This is a genomic window from Myxococcus xanthus (genome assembly GCF_006402735.1).
Classification (GTDB): Bacteria; Myxococcota; Myxococcia; order Myxococcales; family Myxococcaceae; genus Myxococcus; species Myxococcus xanthus_A.
The window spans coordinates 6,531,925-6,553,471 of record NZ_CP017174.1 but is presented as its reverse complement, the minus strand read 5'-3'; the positions used below and the strand labels follow the sequence as shown (position 1 = coordinate 6,553,471).

The 21,547-nt window shown below is 71.2% G+C and carries 19 protein-coding genes; 9 read left to right on the top strand and 10 right to left on the bottom strand.

Annotation, left to right across the window (positions count from 1 at the left end):
- Nucleotides 1–23: 23 nt before the first annotated feature.
- Together BHS09_RS26655 and BHS09_RS26650 are read right to left on the bottom strand one after the other, a co-directional pair.
- The gene (locus tag BHS09_RS26655) at nucleotides 24–935 is read right to left on the bottom strand and encodes a GGDEF domain-containing protein (protein WP_026114337.1); all 912 of its coding nucleotides are present in this window, start codon (nucleotides 933–935) and stop codon (nucleotides 24–26) included.
- Nucleotides 936–995: 60 nt separating this feature from the next.
- Nucleotides 996–2,057 (bottom strand): asparaginase, encoded by a 1,062-nt coding sequence (locus BHS09_RS26650; RefSeq protein ID WP_140794321.1) that lies wholly within the window; start codon nucleotides 2,055–2,057, stop codon nucleotides 996–998.
- 72 nt (nucleotides 2,058–2,129) lie between these two features.
- Between BHS09_RS26650 and BHS09_RS26645 the strand changes: the two genes are divergently transcribed.
- The 3 genes from BHS09_RS26645 to truD are packed head-to-tail and all read left to right on the top strand — an operon-like array spanning nucleotide 2,130 to nucleotide 5,498.
- Nucleotides 2,130–3,122: a DsbA family protein gene (locus BHS09_RS26645; protein ID WP_140794320.1), complete on the top strand. Its 993-nt coding sequence runs from the start codon at nucleotides 2,130–2,132 to the stop codon at nucleotides 3,120–3,122.
- A 7-nt stretch (nucleotides 3,123–3,129) separates the two neighbouring features.
- Nucleotides 3,130–4,467: a DUF4388 domain-containing protein gene (locus tag BHS09_RS26640; RefSeq protein ID WP_140799469.1), complete on the top strand. Its 1,338-nt coding sequence runs from the start codon at nucleotides 3,130–3,132 to the stop codon at nucleotides 4,465–4,467.
- Nucleotides 4,464–5,498, top strand: coding sequence for a tRNA pseudouridine(13) synthase TruD (gene truD / locus BHS09_RS26635; RefSeq protein WP_140794318.1), 1,035 nt, complete (start codon nucleotides 4,464–4,466; stop codon nucleotides 5,496–5,498). The genes BHS09_RS26640 and truD overlap by 4 nt, the downstream gene beginning before the upstream one ends.
- Before the next feature lie 92 nt (nucleotides 5,499–5,590).
- On the opposite strand, the gene BHS09_RS26630 is transcribed toward truD, so the two are convergent.
- Complete coding sequence (locus BHS09_RS26630; protein ID WP_174258902.1) at nucleotides 5,591–7,000, bottom strand: OmpA family protein; 1,410 nt, start codon at nucleotides 6,998–7,000, stop codon at nucleotides 5,591–5,593.
- Between the two features lie 17 nt (nucleotides 7,001–7,017).
- The gene (locus tag BHS09_RS26625) at nucleotides 7,018–7,335 is read right to left on the bottom strand and encodes a DUF4398 domain-containing protein (RefSeq protein WP_011555164.1); all 318 of its coding nucleotides are present in this window, start codon (nucleotides 7,333–7,335) and stop codon (nucleotides 7,018–7,020) included.
- 77 nt (nucleotides 7,336–7,412) lie between these two features.
- Here BHS09_RS26625 and BHS09_RS26620 point away from each other — a divergent pair, with 77 nt between their 5' ends.
- Nucleotides 7,413–8,468, top strand: a complete 1,056-nt coding sequence (locus BHS09_RS26620) for a HEAT repeat domain-containing protein (RefSeq protein ID WP_140794316.1) — start codon at nucleotides 7,413–7,415, stop codon at nucleotides 8,466–8,468.
- The gene (locus BHS09_RS26615) at nucleotides 8,465–9,430 is read left to right on the top strand and encodes an N-acetylmuramoyl-L-alanine amidase-like domain-containing protein (protein ID WP_140794315.1); all 966 of its coding nucleotides are present in this window, start codon (nucleotides 8,465–8,467) and stop codon (nucleotides 9,428–9,430) included. Before BHS09_RS26620 ends, BHS09_RS26615 begins: the two co-directional genes overlap by 4 nt.
- A gap of 6 nt (nucleotides 9,431–9,436) precedes the next feature.
- Here BHS09_RS26615 and BHS09_RS26610 read toward each other — a convergent pair whose 3' ends face one another.
- Nucleotides 9,437–9,919 (bottom strand): putative signal transducing protein, encoded by a 483-nt coding sequence (locus BHS09_RS26610; protein WP_140794314.1) that lies wholly within the window; start codon nucleotides 9,917–9,919, stop codon nucleotides 9,437–9,439.
- Between the two features lie 83 nt (nucleotides 9,920–10,002).
- Nucleotides 10,003–10,365, bottom strand: coding sequence for a response regulator (locus BHS09_RS26605; RefSeq protein WP_163884322.1), 363 nt, complete (start codon nucleotides 10,363–10,365; stop codon nucleotides 10,003–10,005).
- Nucleotides 10,366–10,534: 169 nt separating this feature from the next.
- Between BHS09_RS26605 and hpf the strand changes: the two genes are divergently transcribed.
- From hpf to BHS09_RS26585, 4 genes are all read left to right on the top strand, one after another.
- Nucleotides 10,535–10,894 (top strand): ribosome hibernation-promoting factor, HPF/YfiA family, encoded by a 360-nt coding sequence (gene hpf / locus BHS09_RS26600; RefSeq protein ID WP_090491726.1) that lies wholly within the window; start codon nucleotides 10,535–10,537, stop codon nucleotides 10,892–10,894.
- Nucleotides 10,895–11,038: 144 nt separating this feature from the next.
- Nucleotides 11,039–13,123 (top strand): MXAN_5187 family protein, encoded by a 2,085-nt coding sequence (locus BHS09_RS26595; RefSeq protein WP_140799468.1) that lies wholly within the window; start codon nucleotides 11,039–11,041, stop codon nucleotides 13,121–13,123.
- A gap of 137 nt (nucleotides 13,124–13,260) precedes the next feature.
- Nucleotides 13,261–13,593, top strand: a complete 333-nt coding sequence (locus BHS09_RS26590) for an SMR family transporter (RefSeq protein ID WP_140794312.1) — start codon at nucleotides 13,261–13,263, stop codon at nucleotides 13,591–13,593.
- 66 nt (nucleotides 13,594–13,659) lie between these two features.
- Nucleotides 13,660–14,484, top strand: a complete 825-nt coding sequence (locus tag BHS09_RS26585) for a class I SAM-dependent methyltransferase (RefSeq protein WP_140799467.1) — start codon at nucleotides 13,660–13,662, stop codon at nucleotides 14,482–14,484.
- Between the two features lies 1 nt (nucleotide 14,485).
- Here the strand turns inward: BHS09_RS26585 and BHS09_RS26580 are convergent, their stop codons facing one another.
- From BHS09_RS26580 to BHS09_RS26565, 4 genes are read right to left on the bottom strand one after another with little or no spacing between them, the layout of a single operon-like run.
- A complete protein-coding gene (locus BHS09_RS26580) occupies nucleotides 14,486–16,135 on the bottom strand; it encodes an ATP-binding protein (protein ID WP_140799466.1) in 1,650 nt (549 codons plus the stop codon).
- Between the two features lie 10 nt (nucleotides 16,136–16,145).
- A complete protein-coding gene (locus BHS09_RS26575; protein WP_140799465.1) occupies nucleotides 16,146–17,516 on the bottom strand; it encodes a periplasmic substrate-binding domain-containing protein in 1,371 nt (456 codons plus the stop codon).
- Nucleotides 17,513–18,871 (bottom strand): FG-GAP repeat domain-containing protein, encoded by a 1,359-nt coding sequence (locus BHS09_RS26570; RefSeq protein WP_140799464.1) that lies wholly within the window; start codon nucleotides 18,869–18,871, stop codon nucleotides 17,513–17,515. Before BHS09_RS26570 ends, BHS09_RS26575 begins: the two co-directional genes overlap by 4 nt.
- A complete protein-coding gene (locus tag BHS09_RS26565) occupies nucleotides 18,868–21,495 on the bottom strand; it encodes a penicillin-binding protein 1A (protein WP_237079839.1) in 2,628 nt (875 codons plus the stop codon). Before BHS09_RS26565 ends, BHS09_RS26570 begins: the two co-directional genes overlap by 4 nt.
- Nucleotides 21,496–21,547 lie beyond the last annotated feature (52 nt).

Below are 21,547 nucleotides of genomic sequence, written 5' to 3'. Positions count from 1 at the left end.
CGGGGAGGGCCCGCGCCCGAAACTCAGAGCCCGCTGATGGCCTTCGCATCCACGCGGTTCCGGCCCGCGCGCTTGGCCCGGTACAGGTACTTGTCCGCCGCGGCGATGAGGTCCTCGGGCTGGGAGAAGTCCGAGTCCAGCAGCGTGGCCACGCCCAGGCTGATGGTCACCTTGATGGGCGTGCCACTGAAGACGAAGTCGGCCTTGTCCACGGCGTACCGGCAGCGCTCCGCGCACGCCAGGGCCTGGTCCTCGGCGGACTCGCGCAGCATCAGCGCGAACTCCTCGCCGCCGTAGCGCGCGAGCAGGTCCTCGGTGCGCACCGTGTCGCTCACCCGCTGGGCGATGCGCGTCAGCACGTAGTCACCGGCCGGGTGGCCATACGCGTCGTTGATCTTCTTGAAGTGGTCCACGTCGAAGAGGACCAGCGACAGCGGCACCCGGTGGCGCAGGCAGTAGCTGAACTCCTTGCGCACCGTCTCCAGGAAGTACTTCTTGTTGTAGACGCGGGTGAGGCCGTCACGCGTGGCGGATTCATAGATGCTGCGCTGGTACTGCTCCTCCAGCGCGTCCTGGATGGAGAACTTGAGGACGGTGTTGGAGCCGATCTGGATCTTGTCGCCGTCGTAGAGCGGGGCGGCGTTGACCTTCAGGCCGTTGAGGTACGTCCCGTTGGTGCTGGCCAGGTCCACCAGCTGGAACCGGCCGTCTCCCAGCGCCACCACCTTGGCGTGCTTGCGGGAGATGCCGTCATCCTCGACCTGGAATTGCGCCTCGGAGCTGCGCCCCAGGACGACCTCGGAGCGGTCCAGCTTGAACATGCGCCCGATGCCCGCCGCGGACTTGGCGCTGATGACGATCAGATAGGCACTCTGCTGCTGGGCACTGCCCAGCAGGTCCGAAATCGAATGGACGGAAGTTTTCTCCTCGGACATCGCGGCACCCATCTTACGGGCCGCCTTTTCGCGGCGGCAAGCATACTGCCCGACTCTCCACTACTCTCCTCGGGACCGCCGGGTGGCGGGGGGGCCGGCGGGGGCCTCCGGGGCGACTGTCGGCCTTCCGACGGTCAATTCTCCGGCCACCGGGCCCTGGATGTAGCGTGCCAGGGCCCCGGACGCGCCGGAGTGGTAGGCCAGCCCCTGCATCAGCTTCACCAGGGCCGCCGACGGCGTCATGTCCGCGCCGCCCATCGCCCCGGCCTCCAATGCCGCCGCCCCGGACTCATACAGGGAGAGGTCCACGCCATTCCGGTGCGCCTGGCTCACCACCACCACCGGGACGCCCCGCTCGCGCGCCTGGAGGAAGAGGGGCTTCAGCGAGCGCCCCAGCTCCGGGGCGATGGGGAAGTTGCCCGCCCCGTAGGCCTCCAGCACCAGTCCCCGGACGTGCGGTAGCAACTGGAGAGGCAGCGCCGGGTCCAGCCCCGGGTATACCTTGAGGAGGAAGACCTTGGGGTCCAACCGCTCATAGAGGCGGAAGGCCCCGCGGGGCTTGAGGCCCGGCTCGAAGGTGGTGTCCACGCCCAGGGTGCCCAGCACGGGGAAGTTGGGGCTGTCGAAGGCGTCGTACTCGGACACCTTCACCTTGCGGGCGCGGTTGCCCCGGTACAGGCGCGAGTCGAAGCAGATGGTGACCTCGCGGGGGCCCTGCAGTGCCGACAGCACCGCGTCGATGAGGTTGAGCCGCGCGTCCGAGCGAATCTTGCCCAGCGGCCGCTGCGACCCCGTCAACACCACGGGGCAGGGCGGGTTGCGCAACATGAAGGAGAGGGCGCTCGCGGTGTATGCGAGCGTGTCCGTGCCATGGGTCACCACGGCCCCGTCGAAGTGGGGCAGGCGCGCATGGAGGTGCGCGGCCATCCGGCTCCAGAGCTCCGGCTGCATCTCCGAGCTGTCCAGGTTGCTGAACAGCTCCAGCTCGATGTCAGCCAGCTCGAACAGCTCCGGCACGCGGGCCTTGAGTGTCTTGAAGAAGGCCGCGGGCTTCAGGGCGGACGGGCGCCCCCCGGCCATTCCGAGCGTACCCCCGGTATGCAACAGCAGGACTCTGGGCATGATGAACAGGCGCTTCCCTGCCAAGGCTGGCGTTGCTTTACAAGCCCCGCGCGCATCGCTAAGACCCGCCGCGTGCTCCTTTCCTGCTGGAAGCGTGTCGTTCCCCTGCTGGCCGCCGCGGTCCTGACGGCCACGGGGTGCAAGAATCCCGAGAGCGCGGCCCCAACGGGGGGGCAGTCGGCGTCGCCCGCCCCGGCCCCGCAGGCTCCCGCCGCTCCGGCCCCGGCCGAGCCGGCCGCCGCGCCCATGGACCCGGCCGCCGCCGTGTCGGGCATCCCGGGCATGGACTTCTCCTCGCTGTCTCCCACGGCGAAGCGGGAGTTGGGCACGGTCTTCAATGACGAGTTCTGCTACTGCGGCTGCCCCCACACGCTGGGCGCCTGTCTGAAGTCGCACACTCCCTGCAAGCACGCCCGGCGCATGGCGCAGCTGGCCGCGCGCAGGGTGTCGGAGGGAAGCCCGGCCACCGAGGTCATCCTCTCCCTGTCGACGTACTACTCCGCCTTCCGCGACCCGCGGGCGCAGTTCAAGGTGGATGACCGGATGTGCATGGGCCCGGCCGGCGCGCCGGTGACGGTGGTGGAGTTCTCCGACTTCGAGTGCCCGTATTGCGCCAAGGCCCGCCCGGTGCTGGAGGCCTTCGCCAAGAAGCACGCGCAGCAGGTGCGCTTCTGCTACCTGCCGTTCCCCCTGTCCATGCACCCCAACGCGAAGGCGGCCGCCCAGGCGGCGCTGTGGGCGCGGGACCAGGGCAAGTTCTGGCAGATGCACGACGCGCTCTTCGAGCACCAGTCCAACCTCAAGCCAGATGCGATTGCCGCCCTGGCGACGTCGCTGGGCCTGGATGGCGCGAAGCTGGCGGCGTTGCTGAAGACGGACGCGTATAAGGAAGAGCTGGACGGCTACCGCGGCCAGGGCCGCGCGGCGGGCATTGGCGGCACGCCCTCCGTGTACTTCAACGGACGCGCGCTGGACCTGTCCTTCGTGGAGGCGGAGATGCTGTCGCACAGCCTGGAAGACGAGCTGGAGTGGTCCGCCAACAAGAACGCCTGGGCGGCTGACTGACGCCGCCATGACACCCCGCTTCCGCATCGACGCGTCGGCGCAGCTCGTCCCCGAGGACCGGCATGTGCCCTCACCGCTGGCGGGACGCTCGGGGACGTACGCGCTGATGGCGACGGCGCCCGACCTGCTGGTGTTCTCCCGCACGCCCGCGGAGGGCGGCTCCATCCCGGCGCCGCGCGTGGTGCTGGCGGGGGACGCGGGCGGCTTCCCGCTGTCGGACCTCATCGCCTTCCTCAGCCAGTCGCGCTGGAGCGGCGTGGTGCGCGTCCACTCGCCGGGCGGAGAGCGCTCCGTCACCCTGCGCGAGGGTGAGGTGCGCGGCGCCTCCTCCGACGACCCGGCCGACCGGCTGGGCGAGGTGCTGGTACGGATGGGCTACGTGGAGCGCGCCCAGGTGGAGGCGGCGCTGCGCGAGCAACCGCCCTCCAAGGTGGGGCGCTCGCTGGTGGAGAAGGGGCTGCTCAAGTCGCACGACCTCTTCAAGTGCGTCACCCACCAGGTGAGCGAAATCTTCCACGCCATCGTCCTGTGCCGGGAGGGGAACTTCTTCCTCATCGACCAGCCGGTGGAGGACAAGTCCGGTCACATCATCCAGCTGTCCACGCAGAGCCTGCTGATGGACAGCATCCGGAAGATTGACGAGATGGCGCACTTCCGGAAGCGCATCCCCCACGGCCGGCTGTACGTGACGCGCAAGCGCGCCTCGGACGGCAAGCTGGAGGAGGACGAGGACCGGGTGCTGGGCCTGCTCGACGGCCGGCGCACGATTCTGGAGCTGGGGCACGCAGCGCGCCTGTCGGAGTTCGACATCACCAAGGTGGTCTTCCGCCTGCTGGAGGGCGGCTTCGCCTCGGTGACGGACAAGCCGCTGATGGTTCCTGGCCCGGGCGTCCCGACGCCGATTCCCCAGCCGGCCGAGCGCACGGCGCAGGCTCCGGCCCGCTCGCCCGCGCGTCCGGTGGTGACGGTGGATCCGCGCCCGGTGGCCCGCGTCTTCAACTTCATCTTCCGGGAGATTCGCGACGAGGTGGCCAAGCAGGGCATGGATCGCGAGTTCATCGCCGCGGCCAACGCGGCCCTCTCCGGTCAGGGCCTGTCGTCGTCGCCGGTGCTGGAGGGGCTGGCCTTCGCTCCGGACGGCAGCCTCCCTGAGAACAAGCTCATCGAGAGCTTCGAGCGCCACCGCGCGCAGCTGGGCAGTGAGCCCCTGGCGACCTTCAGGCAGGCGCTCAGCGACATGATGTTCTTCCTGCTCTTCCAGGCCGGTGAGTTGCTGGAGTCTCGCGCGGACGAGGACCTGGCCCGCCGCGTGAAGGAACTGTTGTCCACGCTCGAGGCATCGTGACGGATTCTGGTTGGCCGCGCCTGACGGCGGAGGTGCCCGGCTGTGGGGGCGCCTTCAAGCTGGTTCCCGAGGACTTCGAGGTCGAGGAGGTTCCCGCCTACCTGCCTTCCGGCGAGGGCGAGCACCTCTACCTCTGGGTGGAGAAGCGGGGCCGTGACACGCGCGAGCTGGTGCGCGCGCTGGCCGCGGCGCTGGGCGTGTCCGAGGACGACATCGGCGTGGCGGGGATGAAGGACCGGCACGCCATCACCCGTCAGTTGGTGTCCGTGCCCGCGCGCGCCGAGCCGAAGGTGCCGGAGTTCGCCCTGGACGGCGTCCAGGTTCTGTGGACGAAGCGCCACGGCAACAAGCTCCGCACCGGGCACCTGCGGGGCAACCGCTTCCGCCTGCGCCTGCGCGACGTGAAGGATTCCGGCGCGGCGCGGGAGACGTTCTCCCGGCTGGTGGCGCAGGGCGTGCCCAACTACTTCGGCGAGCAGCGCTTCGGCCGGGCAGGGGACAACGCCGACCTGGGCCGGTTGCTGGTGCTGGGCCAGCGGCTGCCGAAGCGGCCGGACCGTTTCCAGCGCAAGCTGTACCTGTCCGCCTTCCAGTCGCGCCTCTTCAACCAGGCGCTGGCGGCGCGGCTGCACGCGGGGACGCTGGCCACCGCGCTCGCCGGCGACGTGCTGCGCAAGGAGGAGACGGGCGGCCTCTTCGTGTGCGAGTCACCCGAGGTGGACGGCCCCCGCGTGGCCGCCTTCGAGGTGAGCCCGGCAGGCCCGCTCTTCGGGCCGAAGATGACGGCCTCCGCCGGAGCCGTGGCCGAGCTCGAGGCGCGGCTGCTGACGGAAGCGGGCGTCACGCCGGAGGACTTCAAGCGCGGCGGTGGTGAGACGGAAGGCAGCCGCCGCCCCTACCGCGTCCGCCTGGGCTCGCCCGAGCTGACCGTGGAGAAGACGGCGGACGGCGAGGACCTCTGGCTCACCTTCGAGCTGCCTCGGGGTGCGTATGCCACCGAGGTCCTCCACGAGCTGCTCAAGGACGGCTGAGCCCCGAAACGACGACGCCTCCGCGGGCGCGAGGCCCCGGAGGCGTCTGGTGCGTCGTGCCCCGGCCAGGTGCGGCCGGGGCAGGGCGGCTGCTACTCCGCCACCTTGAACTCGGTCCGGCGGTTCATCGCGCGGCCCGTCTTGGTGCTGTTGGGGGCAATGGGCTGCGTCTCGCCAAAGCCCACGGCCTGGACGCGGCCCGGGTCGATGCCGCGGCGGATGAGCTGCGCCATGACCGCGTCCGCACGGCGCTGGGACAGCCGCAGGTTGGAGGCGTCATTGCCCATCGAGTCGGTGTGGCCCTCGATGCGGATGCGCTTGATCCACGGCGCGTCGCGCAGGGCCTGCGCCACGTCGTCGAGCACCGCGGTGCTCTGCTTGCCGTAGATCTTGTGCGAGCCGGAGCTGAAGAGGATCTGCTTCTTGATTTCAATCCGGTCGCGCTTGATGACGACCATCTTGTACTGCTTGGCGCAGCCGCGCTCCTCCTGGACGCCCGGCTCCTCGGGGCACGCATCCAGCCGGTCCACGATGCCGTCACCGTCGGTGTCCTTGTCCGGGCAGCCGCCATTCTCCGCCGGGCCGGCGTCGTTCGGGCACTTGTCCTGGACGTCCGGCGTACCGTCGCCGTCATTGTCCAGGTCGGGGCAGCCGTCCTCGTCCTGGAAGCCGTCCTTGTCCTCGGGCTCGTCCGGGCACTTGTCGTCCACGTCGAGGATGCCGTCACCGTCCTTGTCGACGATGGGGCAGCCCAGGTTCTGCATGGGGCCGGCCTCGTTGGGGCACTTGTCGGCCGTGTCGACGATGCCGTCGCCGTCATTGTCCAGGTCGGGGCAGCCGTCCTCGTCCTGGAAGCCGTCCTTGTCCTCGGCCTGGTCGGGGCACTTGTCCTCGTTATCGGGGATGCCGTCGCCGTCGCGGTCCTTGGGCGCCTCGGCCGGGCAGCCCTGATTCTCCGGCACGCCAGGGGTGAGCGGGCACTTGTCGTTGCCGTCCAGCACGCCGTCGTTGTCGTTGTCCGGGTCGGGGCAGCCGTCCTCGTCCTGGAACCCGTCCATGTCCTCGGCCTGGTCGGGGCAGGGGTCGTCCTTGTCCAGGATGCCGTCGCCGTCGCTGTCCGTCTCCTCGATACGGACCACCACCTGCGGCTGTTGCGGCTGCTGGGGCTGTTGCGGCTGCGAGGCCTCCGGCCGGTCGCGGACCAGCACCTGGCGCGGGCCACAGTTCTTGGAGAGCTCCAGCGCGCGGTTCACCGCGGCGTCGGCGGTGCGCGCGTGGGTGTCGGCGCGGCCGCTGTTGCCCTGGCTCAGCTCGCCACGGGCGAAGTCGAGGTGGGCCTCGGCGGTGGCCAACTCCACGGGCGCGCAGCGCAGGGCGCCGCTACGGCGGGCGCGCTCCACGTTGGCCGAGAGCACCTCCGTGTCCGCGCGAATCTTGCTGCCGCTGACACAGGAGAGGGAGAAGAGGAGGGGAAGCAGCGTGACCAGGGAAGGACGCGTCATCGGGAAGCGCTCGGTCATCACGGGTTCGGAGTACGGCCGCCGGGCTCGGTGCTTCCGGCCACGGCCATGGCCTTCTCGCGGGCCTCGTTGGCGTAGCGGGAGGCCTTCACGGCGAAGTCAACGCCGGCTTGATAGTCGGAGTACCCCACCTCCTCGCGGGCCTTGCCGATGTACAGGTTGGCGGCGGTCCACTCGTAGGGCGCGAGCTTCTCCGCCCCGGCGGTGCGCGCGGCCTGAATCTGCACTTCAGCGTCCAGGATATTCGCGGTGGACTTCACGGGGCCGCACGCGGTGAGCGTCCCCGACACCGCCACCAACGCCATCAGCTTCTTCATAGGGTGGCGCCTTGAGAGAGAGGTGAAACCTCGCGGTCGTATCAATCGCCCCCTGGAGGGTCAAGAATCGGGCAGACGTGCCGGCCGGGGGACCGGGCATGTGGCGGGACTTTGACGGCCGGCGCCGCCCTTGCCATCGTCGGGGGCCCGTGCCTCCGTCCGTCCGCCTCGTCCTCCTGCTCTCGCTGCTCCTCCCCTGGACCGCCCTGTCCGGACCGGCGTCCGCCGCCAAGCGGAACTCCCGGCGCGCGGACACGGACGCGGTCATCCAGACCGTGGTGCAGGGGGGCGCCGTCCCCGCGGCCGTCTCCCGCTTGCGTTTCCTGCGCGAGGAGGCCTACGCGGCCCGGGAAATCGCCACCACGCTGCGCACCGTCCACGAGGAGCGGCTGCGCCGCAACCTCACCGCGGTGCTGGCGGGGCTGGGAACGCGCGCCGCCGAGCCCACCCTCGCGGGTCTGGCGTCGGACGAGGACAGCGCGGTGCGGATGTACGCCGCGCAGGGCCTGGCGAAGCTCAACAGCCGGCTCACCCAGGTGCTGGTGCCGCTGCTGGAGGACAAGAGCAGCGGGGTCCGCCGCGAGGCGGCGCGGGCCCTGGGCGCCTCGCGAAATCCGAAGATGGGCGTCCTGCTGGTGAAGACCGCCCGGAAGGAGCCGGAGTTGGAGGTGCGCGCGGCCCTGCTCGCCGCCGCGGGGGAGGCCGGGGACGCCAAGCAGGCGCCGGCCCTCAAGGAGTTCCTCGCCAGCGATTCGGAGAGCACCCGCTTCGCGGCGGCGCGCGGCCTGTGCCGGCTGGGCTCGCCGGAGGGCTTCGCCTTCGCGGGCAAGCTGCTCGGCTCGGACGACCGCTTCGTGCGCCGGCAGGGCCTGGAGCTCTACGAAGGCGTCAGCGCGAAGAAGGCTTCGCCCGCGCTCAAGCCGCTGCTGGAGGACAAGGACCGCGCGCTGGCCGCCAGCGCCGCCCGCATCCTCCACGAGGGCGGGGACGCGTCGATGCTGGAGTGGCTGGTGCTGGCGTCGTGGAACGCGAAGTCCGACGAGAAGCTCGCGTACGAGCGGGAGCTGGAGACGCTCCAACTGCGTGACGACCGGCGCAAGGCCATCCTCCGCAAGGCGGGTGTCGCGCAATGAACGTCGTCGCGGTCCTGGCCGCGGCCCTGCTGTCGCAGGCGCCCGCGGCCCCCACGCCCTCGGAGGACGTGGACGCCCGGCCCGGTGCCGAGGCGCTTCTGGAATCGCCCTCGGCGTCCAAGCAGCTCGCCACGGCCCGGCCGGTGAAGCCCAATGGCTGGGTGGGGCTCAGCGCGGAGGCGCGCGCCGCGCTCGTGTCGGAGGACGCGGACGCGCCGCTGGCGGGGCGGCTGCTGCGGATGAGCGAGCGCTTCATCAACACGCCCTATGTCCTGTCGCCGCTGGGCGAGGGCCAGGGCGTGGACCCCGACCCCACCTTCCGGCTGGACGCGGTGGACTGTCTCACCTTCGTGGAGCAGTCGATGGCGCTGAGCCTCGCGGGCAGCGAGGACGAGGTGGCGTCGCTGCTCGAGCGCATCCGCTACGCGAGCGCGCCCACCTATGAGGACCGCAACCACCTCATGGAGGCGCAGTGGCTGCCCAACAACATCCGCAAGGGCTTCCTGTCGGACGTGACGCGGCGCTACGCGGGGGATGACGCCGTCACGGTGACGAAGTCACTGACGAAGGTCACCTGGCAGTCGCGCTCGTCGCAGGCGCTGGGCCTGCCCAAGGCGCAGCAGGTGGTGGGCACGTACCCGCTGAACATGCTGCCCCTGGAGCGGGTGATGGCGCACGCGCGCGACATCCCCTCGGGCACCATCCTGGTGGTGATGCGCGAGGACCTGCCGCTGAAGGCCACCCGCATCACCCACCTGGGCTTCGTGGTGCAGCGCAAGAAGCGCACGTACCTTCGCCACGCCTCACGCGGCGGCTACAACCGCGTGGTGGACGAGGACCTGGAGACGTTCCTGGCCCGCAACGGCCGCTACTCGAAGTGGAAGGTGACGGGCGTCAGCCTCTTCGAGCCGCGCCGCCCCGATATGGCGAGCGGCGGCTCGGTGGCGCGCCCGGTGCCCTGAGCGCGTTCAGTAGGCCGGTGGCGGCGCGGCGGGGGATTCGGTCTCCCGCTCCTCGGCCTCGGCGGCGGGGGATTCGGTCTCCCGCTCCTCGGCCTCGGCGGCGGCCGCGGCCTCGTCGTTGGTGGCCAGCTCCCGCAGGCGCTCCTGCTCAATCAGCGTCGTGGCCCGGACCTGCTGGTCGGCGGGGACGTGGATTTCCCACCAGGGCAGCACGTTGCCGGTGGTCAGCTTGTCTACGACGCCCGAGCGGCCAGCGCGTACCAGGACGGGGATGTGCGCGTCCTGGAGGAGCTGCGTGTAGACCTCGGCGGTGAAGGGGTCCTCCGCGGAGCCGGCCCGGACGAAGACGCGGGTATCCAGCTCATGCGGGAGCGGCAGCCCCCTGCTGCGCATCTCCTCCGCGCTCACGAGGAGCGGGTTGCCTGGACAGTCAGCGCACGCGTTGACGCCGTCCTGATACTCGGAGCCGCACCTCGCACAGTATTTCATCGCCGTCCCTCCTGCCCGTGGGTGTCTGGAGGGAAATAGTAGGTCTGGGTTCCGTGGACGGCACCCAGGGCCCGTCACTTTGTTCAGTGTCGCGCTTCGTCGCCCAGCCTGCACACCGCGGCGCTGAGGCGCTCTACGTCGATGGGCTTGCGCAGCACCACGTCACAGTGTTCGGAGCCCTGCACCTGTGTGTAACCGGACACGAGGATGACGCGGGCCCGGGGTTCGCGCTCCTTGACCTTCTGCGCGAGTTCGGTGCCGCACATGCCTGGGAGGGATTCGTCCGTCACCACCACGTCCGGGTGCTCGGCCTCGAACATCTTGAGGCCGGCCAGGCCATCCGTGGCCGTCTTCACGTCGAACTCCGACTCCAGCAGCTCCGCCAGCAGCTCCCGGCTGTCCCCGTCGTCCTCGACCAGCAAGACCTTGATTCGTTCGGCGCCCATGCCCTTGAGAAACCCGCGCGGCGGTGGGGATTCGTCCTTCCCGGATGCGAGCGCTTCGCTGCCCAGCCGGCCGGAGAGCAGGGGAGCGCCATGGGGGCTCCATGAATAGGGAGGGGGTGGCTCACCACCGGGCGTCAGGCTGCCCATCTTTGGGCTCGGAGGAAATGCCATGAAGGTGTTGCTGCGTGGAGTGCACCTGAACCTGTCGGATGCTCTCAAGTCGTATGTCGACGAACACCTGGTGCGCCATATCGAACGGTTCGCGGATGACGAGGCAGCGGAAATCGACATCTCGCTGGTGGACACCAATGGGCCCAAGGGCGGCATGGACAAGGAATGCCGGGTTACGGTGCGACTGCCCGGGCTCTCCTCGGTGCATGTGACGGAGACGGCGGACTCGTTGTTCCCCGCCATCGACGCATCGCGTGACCGGTTGGAGACGAGCCTCAAGCGCATGCTGGGGAAGCGGCGCGATGTCCACACCAACGGCCTGCCCGAGGACGTGGCGGCCGACGTTCCCACCTACTAATCGCGGTTGGCGGCGGCAAGAGCCCGGCCTTCCAGGTCGTACACCTGGCGGCCGGGCTTGTCTTGTCCAGTGCCCGAATCTTGCTGGGGCCGAACGGTGAACGCTATAAGCGGAACCCTTCAACCTCGGGCTAAAAGGACGGCGATGGTCCGCCTCAAGTTCCTCGTCTTCGCATTCCTGGTCATCGGACTGGGCGTTGCTCATCTGCCGATGCTGTCGGGACCGCTGCGCGAGCGCGCCGTCGCCGGAGCATCGGCCCAGGCTTCCGCGGGCGCCGCCGAGGTGGCGCGCCGTGTGGATTCTCGTCGTGCCGAAGTGCAGTCGCTGGCGCTGAAGCTCGCGGCCATGCCGGAAGTGGTGTCCGCCGCCGCGCCGCCGCTTCCGGAGCAGCCCGCGCCGCGCAACCAGCGCGAGCGTGAGCGCGCCGAGGCGGAAGCTGGCGCCGCCCGCGCCTTTACCGCCGAGCGCTTCGCCGCGGTGCGCAGCGCCGTCGAAGCCTTGATTCCCCAGGAACTCAAGGGCGCGGTGGTGGCCGTGGTCGCCCAGGACATGCAGTTCCACGCGGTGGCCGGGGCCGAGCCGTCCTCGGACGCGGCGAAGCTGGACGTGGTGAGCCTCGTCAAGTCCGGGGCCAGCGTGGTGGATGCCTTCGGTGCGCCGCATGCGTTCGCCGCGGTGCCGCTGGCGTGGACCGCCGGGTCGCCGGCGGTGACGCTGGTGCTGGGGGCGCCGCTGCTGGACGAGGGCGGGCTGGAGGCCGCCGTCCAGGCGTCGGGCGTGGCCGCGCTGGCGCTGGTGAAGGGCGACGCGCTGGCAGGCGTCGCCGGTCCGCAGAAGCTGCTGGCGGAAGGCTCGCTGACGAAGGTCGCCGCGGATGCCTCGGGTGTGGTGCTGAGCACCGGCAAGTTCCTGGAGCTGGGCCCGGTGGCGCTGCCCGTCTTCACCCAGGATGATCCCCTGGGCGGGAGCGCGCCGTTGATGGTGGGCTCGCGCCGAGCGCTGGCCAGCACGCCGCTGGAGGTGCTCGCCATCGCCAGCACGCAGCCGGTGCTGGGCACGCTGGCCGCGTATCAGCAGAACGCGCTGTTCGCCCTGGCGGGCCTGCTGGGCCTGAGCCTCCTGTGGACGCTGATGATGGGCTCCGGCCGCAAGGCGGCTGACGCGGAGGCGTCCAGTGGCAGCTCCGACACGCTGAGCCTGTCGGCCGCCATGGCCGCGGTGCCTGCTCCGGCCGCTGTCACGCAGCCGCCGGCCGCTCCGGCGCCTGCCGCGGACCCGTTCGCCTTCGCCCCGCCGCCCGCGGCTCCGGCGCCCGCCGCGGACCCGTTCGCTTTCGCGCCGCCGCCGGCCGCTCCGGCGCCCGCCGCCGACCCGTTCGCCTTTGCCCCCCCGGCCCCCGCGCCCGCCGCCGACCCGTTCGCCTTTGCCCCCCCGGCCCCCGCGCCCGCCGCCGACCCGTTCGCGCTGCAGGCGCCGCCGCCGTCGGGAGACCCGTTCGCGATGTCGCCCCCGGCGCAGGCGCCCCTGGGCGATCCGTTCGCGTTCGCCCCGCCGCCTCCTGCCCCCGCGGCGGCCCCGTTCGCCTTTGCCCCTCCGGCGCCCGCGCCCGCAGCGGACCCCTTCGGCTCGGCCGAGGCGTTCCCGTTCCCCGCGCCGCCGCAGCATCCGCCCGCGCACGCGGGGGCGATGCCGTTCGAGTCCTCGTCCGAGGCCTTCGGTGGGCCCGAGCCGCTGTCGCCCGCATCCCCTCGCCGGGGTGCGTTCGCCTTCGAGGACCAGCCCACGGCGGCGTACTCGCTGCAGCAGGCGGCGGACCCCTTCGCCCTGGCGGCCTCCCAGGCCGCACCGGACAGCCCGGAGACGACGCGCGTGGCGGCGATTCCGCGCGAGCTGCTCCAGGCCAGCGCGCGGCCCCCGACGTCGGACGCCATTCCCATGCCGCCGCCGCGCTCCGCCCCTCAGCCCGCCGCGATTCCGCTGCCGGGCCTGGGCAACTCCGCGGTGGCGCTCACCGACGAGCAGCACTTCCAGGAGGTCTTCCGTGAGTTCCTCACCACCCGTGAGCGGTGTGGCGAGGCGGCGGACGGCCTGACGTACGACAAGTTCGTGCAGAAGCTCCGCAAGAACAAGGAGCAGCTCGTCCAGAAGTACGCGTGCAAGACGGTGCGCTTCCAGGTCTACGTGAAGGAAGGCAAGGCGGCCCTCAAGGCCACGCCCGTCAAGGACTGAGCCCGAGCGCGGCCCTGGCCGCTGCTGAAGTTCCGAAGGCCCGTGGTCTCCTTGAGAGACCGCGGGCCTTCTCGTTTCGGACGTTCGCGCGGGCCGCCTTCGGAGCCGGTGGTTATAGAGGCCCGCGGAGGCGGCTCATGCACAACGCGGTCTATCTGGGGATTGCCATCGTGGCCGAGGTGGTGGCGACCTCGGCGCTCAAGAGCTCCAACGGCTTCACGCGGCTGGGGCCGTCCATCCTCGTGGTGCTGGGCTACGGCGTGGCCTTCTTCTGTCTGTCCTTCGCGCTGCGGACCATTCCCACGGGCATCGCCTACGCCATCTGGTCCGGGGCGGGCATCGTCCTCGTCTCCGGCGTGGCGTGGCTCCTTCATGGCCAGCGGTTGGACGTCCCCGCGCTCGTAGGCATCGGGCTCATCCTGGCGGGCGTCATCGTCATCAACACCTTCTCCAAGTCGGCGGCGCACTGAGGCGCCTGGCGGGTTTCCTTCTGGGGAGGCGTCATTGATCCGGGGCAACCTGCCAGGAGGACGACGATGCAGACGCGGTACGTGCCGAACCTCACGGGGATTCCGGAGACGATGCTCTGGACGCTGCACTGCCGGGCAGGGGAGGCGAAGCGGCCGGACGGCGTCCTGAAGGACGCGGAGGCGCTGCGCATCTACGGCGCCATCGACTACGACTTCGAGAAGTCCTTTGGCCGTGCGGAGCCGTCCCTCGCGATTCGCGCGGTGGCGATGGACCGGGGCATTCGCGCGTGGCTGGCCACGCACCCTGACGGCTTCGTGGTGTCGCTGGGAGAAGGGCTGGAGACGCAGGCGCAGCGGCTGGACAACGGGCAGCTGCGCTGGCTGAGCGTGGACCTTCCGGAAGCCGTGGCCATCCGGGAGCGCTTCCTCACGCCGAACGAGCGGCTGATGCACTTCCCGGTGAGCGCCCTGGACCACGCATGGATGAACCGCGTGGACGCCAGCAAGGGCGTGTTCATCGTCGCCCAGGGCCTCTTCATGTACTTCGAGGAAGACGATGTCCGTCGGCTCATCGTGGACATCGCCGAGCGCTTCCCGGGCGCCGAGCTCCTCTTCGACTCGATTCCCCGCTGGTTCTCGCGGCGCACGCTCAAGGGGCTGCGCCGCACCCGCGCGTACCAGGTGCCACCCATGCCCTGGGGCATCAACCGCGACGCGCTGGAGGCGACGCTGCGGCGGTGGGAGCCGCGAATCCGCCAGGTGGAATTGAAGCCCTACACCTTCCCGCGGGGCTTCTTCCGGTACGGTTACAACGGCCTCAACGTGCTGCCCTGGGTGAAGGAGCGGTTGCCCGCGCTGGTCCACGTCCGCTTCGCGGAGCGCGGCGTCTGAGTCAGGCCGCGCGCGGCAGCACGAGGCTGAAGCGCGCGCCGTGGCCGGGCTCTCCGCCAAGCTCCAGCTTGCCGCCGTGCTCCTGGAGGATGCGCGAGGCGATGGCCAGCCCCAGGCCGGTGCCGCCGTCCTTGGTGGTGAAGTAGGGCTCGAAAACGCGAGCGCGGTGCTCCAGGGGAATGCCGGGGCCGCTGTCCTCCACCTCGACGATGGCGTCGGCTTCGGTGGAGCGTACGCGCACGCGCAGGGTGCCGCCCGTGGACGCCATGGCCTCCTCGGCGTTCTTCACCAGGTTCACCAGCACCTGGGTGAGCTGGTCGCGGTCCGCCCGCGCCACCACGCCCGTCTGGAGCGTGGGCAGAATCTGGATGCCGGCCGGAGGCGTGGCGTACAGCGCCAGCACGCTCTGCGCCAGCTCGCCCAGGTCCACGGGCGCCAGCTGCGGCTTGGGCATCCGCGCGAAGTGGCTGAACTCGTCGACGATGCGGCGCAGCCGGTCCACTTCCTCCAGCACCACGCCCGCGCTCTCCTTGAACATGTCTGGGAAGCGTGGGTGCTTCGCTTCTTGCGCGGCCTGGAGCGTCTCCAGCGACATGCGGATGGGCGTCAGCGGGTTCTTGATTTCGTGGGCCAGTCGCCGCGCCACTTCCTGCCACGCGGCGATGCGCTCGCTGGCCATCAGCCGCTCGGTGGTGGCCTTCAGCTCGGATGTCATGCGGTTGAACGTCCGCACGAGCTCGCCCACCTCGCCGCTGGCCTCCACCGTCACCTGGGACTCCAGCGCGCCTTCGGCCACGCGCCGGGCGCCCTCGGTGAGGGCCTCCACTGGCCGCGTCATCCACCGGGACACCAGCAGGCCCAGCAGCACCGCGAAAGTGCCGCCCAGCGCCGCCAGCAGGAGGAAGGCGCGCATGACGCCCTGTTCCGCTTCACGCGCGGCCGCGCGGCTGAAGACGAGCTGCACCGTGGCCGCTTCTCCCAGCGGCAGCGCCTTCGTCACCGTCGGCGGTTCGGCGGTGCCCGCGCTGGCCAGGGGCGTGTCACCCGCAAGCAGTGTCACCTGCGTCTGGGTGAGGCGGGCCAGGTGCTGCGCCAGGCTCTCATCGAGCAGCACGCCGCCCACGGCCCACATCCGAAAGTCCCCGAAGTCCACCGGGCGCGCGGTGACGAGCGCCGGGAGCTGACGGAGTCCGGAGGCCGTGCGCACCTCCACGCGCACTGGCACGGGACGGGGTGACTTCAGCCGGGTGACGGCGAAGAGGGCCGGGTCCGGGTCTCCCCGGCGCGCGGGCAGGTGGCCGGAGGAGAGCACTCTTCCTTCGCGGTCGAAGAGGGCCAGCACGCTCAGGCCGCGGCTCTTCATCAGGGCCTCGGCGGTGCCGGCCTGGATGGCGCGGGTGGGGCGGTCGCGGGCCTCGCGGGCCAGGTCCTCCATGCTGGTGCTGTCCACCAGCTCCTCCACCGCGCGGCGGGCCGTGGCGCCGGAGCGTTCCAGTGACTCCTGCGCGGAGGCGGTGGCGGCCTCCATGCGCGCGTCCAACTCGCGCGACAACGTGTCGCGCAGGCGGGTGAGGGTGGGGGGCACGACGACCGCGAGCGGAACCAGGGCCAGCAGGGCGAAGGCGAGCGCCAGCCGCGTCCTCAAGCGCATGCCGTTCTCCTCAAGGACGTCCTCCCATCGCCGTCCCCTCCGCTGGAAGCACGTGCAGTCCGTCCAGCGAGGGCAGGCCTTGTGCGTCCATCATCACCCCGCCCACGTCCGGAGCGAAGCGCATTCCCAGCCCCTGCGCGTACAGGGGCACCAGGGGCACGGACGCGGCCAGGGCCAGGGCCCGCTCGCGTGCCCGCGCGTCACGCGCCGCGGAGGACGGGAGCGCGCCGATGGCGGGCAACTCCACGCCCAGCAAGTCCTTGCGCCCACCCGCGTCCAGCACCACCGCCAGCGCGGGACCGGGGATGGGGGGCAGCAGCAGCGCGTGCAGCATCAGCTCGAAGTCACCCTGGGCCCAGCGGGCGCGCAGGGCCGCGCGTGGGAGCGCCTCCAACGCCACGGTGTAGCCGCGCTCGTGCAGCTTCACCTGGATGCGCTCCGCCACCGCGCGCTGGTCCTCCACCGATGCATCGTAGCGCAGCGTCACCGTCCTCGCGGGGCTCGCCGGCGGCGCGGCCGGCCGGGGGCGCGCGGGCGCGTCCAGCATCACCGGCGGGAGCAGGTGCGGCATGGGCTGCGCGGGCGCCTGGACGAAGAGGCGGGTCAGGTCCTCGCGGTCGATGGCGCTCTCCACGGCCTGCCGGAAGTCCGGGGGCAGCCGCCGTGGGGAGAACGCCAGGAAGGTGGCGTAGAGCGGCGCGCCGGCCGTGGTGTCCGTCTCCGACGCGACGCCCAGCTCCACCTGGACCTGCCGGGACGACCACAGCCGAGAGAGGCCGCGCTGGTCCGTGGCGGTGAGCAGCAGCCGGTCCAGGTACGGGCGCCCCTGCGGCCACGCCGTCTGCGCTTCCAGGGCCCCGCGTCCCGCTGCGGTGAAGGGGCCAAGCGCGTTGGCGGAGGCGGGCGGCGCCAGCGCCGGGTGGCACAACGCGCGCTCGAGGTCCGGCCAGGGGTAGGCCAGCGTCAGCTCCAGCGTGGCGCCCTGGGGCGTCACCTGCCGCGCCTCACCGCGCAGCGGATGGAAGAGGGCCCGGTACGGTGATGCACCGTCGTTGCTCGCCAGCCGCATCCATGCACGCGCGAGCGCGGTGGCGGACGCGGGGCCGGGCAGGGTGATGCGCAGGGACTGGGGCGTGGGGCGTGACAGCTCCCGCGCGAGCGCGGGCTCGAAGCCGCCGTCCCGCGTGGCACGGCACACCGGTGGGGAGAGCAGCCCCAGCAGCGTGGCTTCCAGGGGCGTGTCGGCCAGCGCGGGCTCGGCCACTTCCGGCGGGCCGCCATGGGCGACGCGCAGCTCACCCCCGTAACGAGGACGGCCGGCCGCCTGCGCGGACGCGGACGCGAGCAACGCGAGGCAAGCAAGGGTGGAGCGGAGTCTCATGGCGCCCCCTGGCGCAGGAGGAACAGCTCGCTGGTGCCGTCCGGCTTCCAGAGGCCCACGATGACCTCGCGGCGCTTGTCGCCGTCCAGGCGGGCCGTCACCACGTACAGCGCGCGGCCCGTGGGCAGGGCGCCCTGCCACAGCGGTTCGTGCGTGCCGGGGTCGTCCCCGGAGGTGCCGTGCACGCGCAGCACATCGGGGGTGGGGGTGAGCTGAGTCGAGGTGGTGATGAGCTCCGGCACGCCGTCCCCGTCCAGGTCTCCCAGCGCGCTGCCGGCGCCCAGGTTCGTCCAGCGCGCCGGTGCCGCGCCCGCGTGCGCGTAGAAGGCCGCGGTGCCATCCGGGTGGACGAACAGCATCCGCTGGGCATCCATGCTCGCGGTGGTGAAGGGCGCGGGGACCGTCAGCGCGCGGCCCTCCGCCAGCTTCAGGGTGGGCGCGAAGGCTGTCTGTCCCGGAACGAAAGTGCCTCGCTCGGTGGCACCCAGCGGCGCCGTGTCCAGCGTCCCCACGGCGCGCAGGGTGGCGCGGGCCTTGTCCAGCGCCAGCAGCTCGCCGTGCGCATGGCGGGTGCTCCACGCGGCCAGCCGGGGTGGCCCTGGCAGGAACGCCAACGCGCCAAAGGGCTCCCGGGTGGTGGCGCTTCCAGCGGGCAGGGAGTCCAGCTCCTTGCGCGCGACGAGCCGCCCCTCCGCGTCGAAGACGGAGACGTCATGCTCCGTCAGGGCCACCACTTCATCGCGGCCATCTCCGTCCAGGTCCCCGGCGGCGAGCGCCGCCAGGGGATGCTCCAGCCGCGCCAGCGCCGCGCCCAGCAGCCGGATGCCTTGAGGGCCCGTTTCCGGGGGCGACGTGGGCGAAGTGCCTCCGCCCTCCAGCGCGAGCGCCAGTACGGTCGGGTCCGCGGGCACCGTCTCCACCAGCGTGGCGGCGGGCTTGGGCGGCCGCGTGGGCGTGCGGCCGGACCAGAAGTTCACCCAGGTGCCAATCACATCACCTCGGGCGCGCAGTTCGCCGCCTTCGACGTTCAGCGAGAGTCGCACCAGCGTCCGTGCACCTTGCGCGCGCGCCAGCGTCTCGGCGGCATCGGCCGTGGGTGCATCCAGCACCACGGGCGACAGGTCCGCGGAGGAAAGCTGCGAGGCGAGCATCGTGCTCACCGCGCGGCGGAGCTCGGCCGAGCCGCCCGTGACATTCACCGCCACCGGCGACTCCACACCGCGCTGCGCGCGCACGGCCCCCGTCACCTGCCGGGCGAGCCGGGGAATGGCGGCGGTGGTGTCGGACGCAGGCGCCGCCCGCGCCGCGAGTGTGGCCAGCACGGGGGCGAGCAGCAGGGCTCGGGCAGGGCTCACAATCCCCGCCTGTTGCCTTCGTCGAGGAAGAACTGGTCGGTGGTCACCTGCCCCGGCGGCGGCGCCTCCGCGGTGGGCTGCGTGCCTTCGAGAAAGGGCTCCAGCCGGCCCGGGACGGAGTTGCCCGCCAGCAGTCCGCTGATGGGGTCGATGCGCACTTGCACGACACCGGGGGGCACCTCGAACTCCCGCGTGGGCAGCCCTTCGTGGGCCACGCGCATGAACTGGAGCCAGATGGGCAGCGCGGCGCGGCCACCCGTCTCACTGCCGCCCAGCGGCGCGTTGTTGTCGAAGCCCACCCACGCGCTGGCCACCCAGTCCGCCGTGTAGCCGGAGAACCACGTGTCGCGGGACTGCTGCGTGGTGCCCGTCTTGCCAGCGGCGGGGCGCTCCAGCGCGAGCACGGCCCGGCCCGAGCCGTCCTCCACCACGCTGCGCATCAGCGACGTGGTGAGGTAGGCCACCGCGGGCGGCAGCGTCTCCTCGAAGGCCGGCTGATGCTCCTCCAGCACCTTGCCGCGCGCGTCGCGCACGCGCAGCAGCATCAAGGGCTCCGCATAGCGGCCACTGGCCTGGAGCGTGGCGTAGGCGTTGGCGGCCTCCAGCATCGTCACTTCACCGGTGCCCAGGGCCAGCGTGAGGTTCTCCGGCAGCGGGGAGTGGATGCCAGCCCGGCGCGCGAAGTCGATGGTGGTGGCCGGGGTGAGCGCCTCGATGAGGCGCACGGACACCGTGTTCTTCGACTTGGTGAGCGCCTCGCGCAGCGTCATCGGCCCATGGAACTGGCGGTCGTAGTTCTGCGGCTTCCACGTCTTGCCCGTGTACGGGTCGCGGACGGCTTCGGGCGCGTCATTGACCTTGGACAGCGGCGTGTAGCGGCCACTGCCCATGGCGGCGGCGTAGAGGAACGGCTTGAAGGACGAGCCAGGCTGCCGCTTCGCCTGCGTGGCGCGGTTGAAGGACGAGCGCTCCGCGTCGTAGCCGCCCACCAGCGCCACCACGTGCCGGTTCTCCGGACGGATGACCACCAGCCCGCCCTGCACCTCGGGAACCTGATCCAGCGTCGCTTCCACGAAGGCTGGCGCGGGCGGTGCCTTGAGCACGCGCACGAAGACGAGCTGTCCCTCCGTGAAGACGTCGGAAATCTTCTTCGGCGCGCTCTTGCCCTTCTGCCGTGCCCAGGAGACGGCCGCGAAGGCCACCTCGGCCGTGCGGCCCACCAGGTCCACGCGCGCCACATTGCGCTTGTCGTCTACCTGCATGACGTAGCCCGTGAGGCGCAGGCCTTCCTCCATGGGCTTGAGGCGCACCGACTGCGCCAGGAGTTGGTCCGCGGAGAGGGGCGCCTCGTCTTCGGGCGACAGGTCCGGCCGCTGCTCCTCGGTGCCTTCCTCTTCCAGCGGGTCCAGGGGCGATCCCGCGGTCTCGGGCGTCTTCGGCTCTTCCTTCTCCACCTTCGCCAGCGAGGACAGGTCCGCGACGTAGCCCTGGTCCTTCTGCCGGCGGCCCGCCTCCTCGATGCGCGTGACGATGAGGGCCCGGTAGCGCTCCCACTGGCCCTTCTCCAGCGAGCCACGGGGGCCGCGGTAGCCTTGTCGCCGGTCCACCGCCTCCAGACCGTCGCGCACCGACTGCTCCGCCACGAGCTGGAGCTTGGGCACCATGGCGATGTCCACGCGCAGCCCGCCCTCCATCACCGCCTGCTCGCCGTAGCGCGCGATGAGCGTGCGGCGAATCTCCTCCGTGTAATACGGCCCCACCACCTTGCCCCGCCGGGGAGCCAGGACGATGGGCTTCTCCTTCTCCGCCTCCCCCACGTCCGCGGACACGAAGCCGTTGCGCGCCATCTGGCCCAGCACGTAGCGCTGACGCGACTTCGCCCGCGTGATGTTCGTCACCGGGTTGATGCGGTGCGGGAGCTGCACCGTGCCCGCGAGCACGGCGGCCTCGCCCACGTTCAAGTCCTTGGCGTGCTTGCCGAAGTAGAAGAGCGCCGCCTCCTCCATGCCGTAGCGGCGCTGCCCGTAGTAGGACTGGTTGATGTAGAGCGAGAGAATCTGGTCCTTGGTGAGCGCTTCCTCCACGCGTGGCGTGAGAATCCACTCGCGCGCCTTGCGGGAGAAGCTGCGCTCAGGGGACAGCAGCAGGTTCTTCACCACCTGCTGGGTGATGGTGGACGCGCCGGACTTGCGGCTGTTGGGGATGAGGTTCTTGATGGCCGCGCGGGTGATGCCGAAGAAGTCCAGGCCCTCGTGCTTGTAGAAGTCCGCGTCCTCGGCGGCCAGGAAGGCGTTGCGGACGTGGGGCGGCAGGTCCTCCACGCGAATCAATGTGCGCCGCTCGTGCGCGAACTCGGCGCAGAGCGTGCCGTCACCGCACGTCACCTTCGTCACCTGCGGCGGCTGGTAGTTGCGCAGCGCGTCCACGGAGGGCAGGTCCTGGCTGTAGTACGCGTAGCCGCCCGCCACGGTGATGGCGACGAGCACCAGGCACACGAGGCCGGTGATGAGCAGCCGCTTCGTCCAGCGCCACAGCCGGGCACCGAACCCCGGTCGCGAAAGCGGCGCGGGGGGAGTGGGTGTGGAGGAATCGGGCGAAGAGGGCATCTGGGGAGCCGTGGTCATTGCGCTGGAAGAAAGTCCGCAGGTTAGACCGGGGGACACCGAACGGGAACCG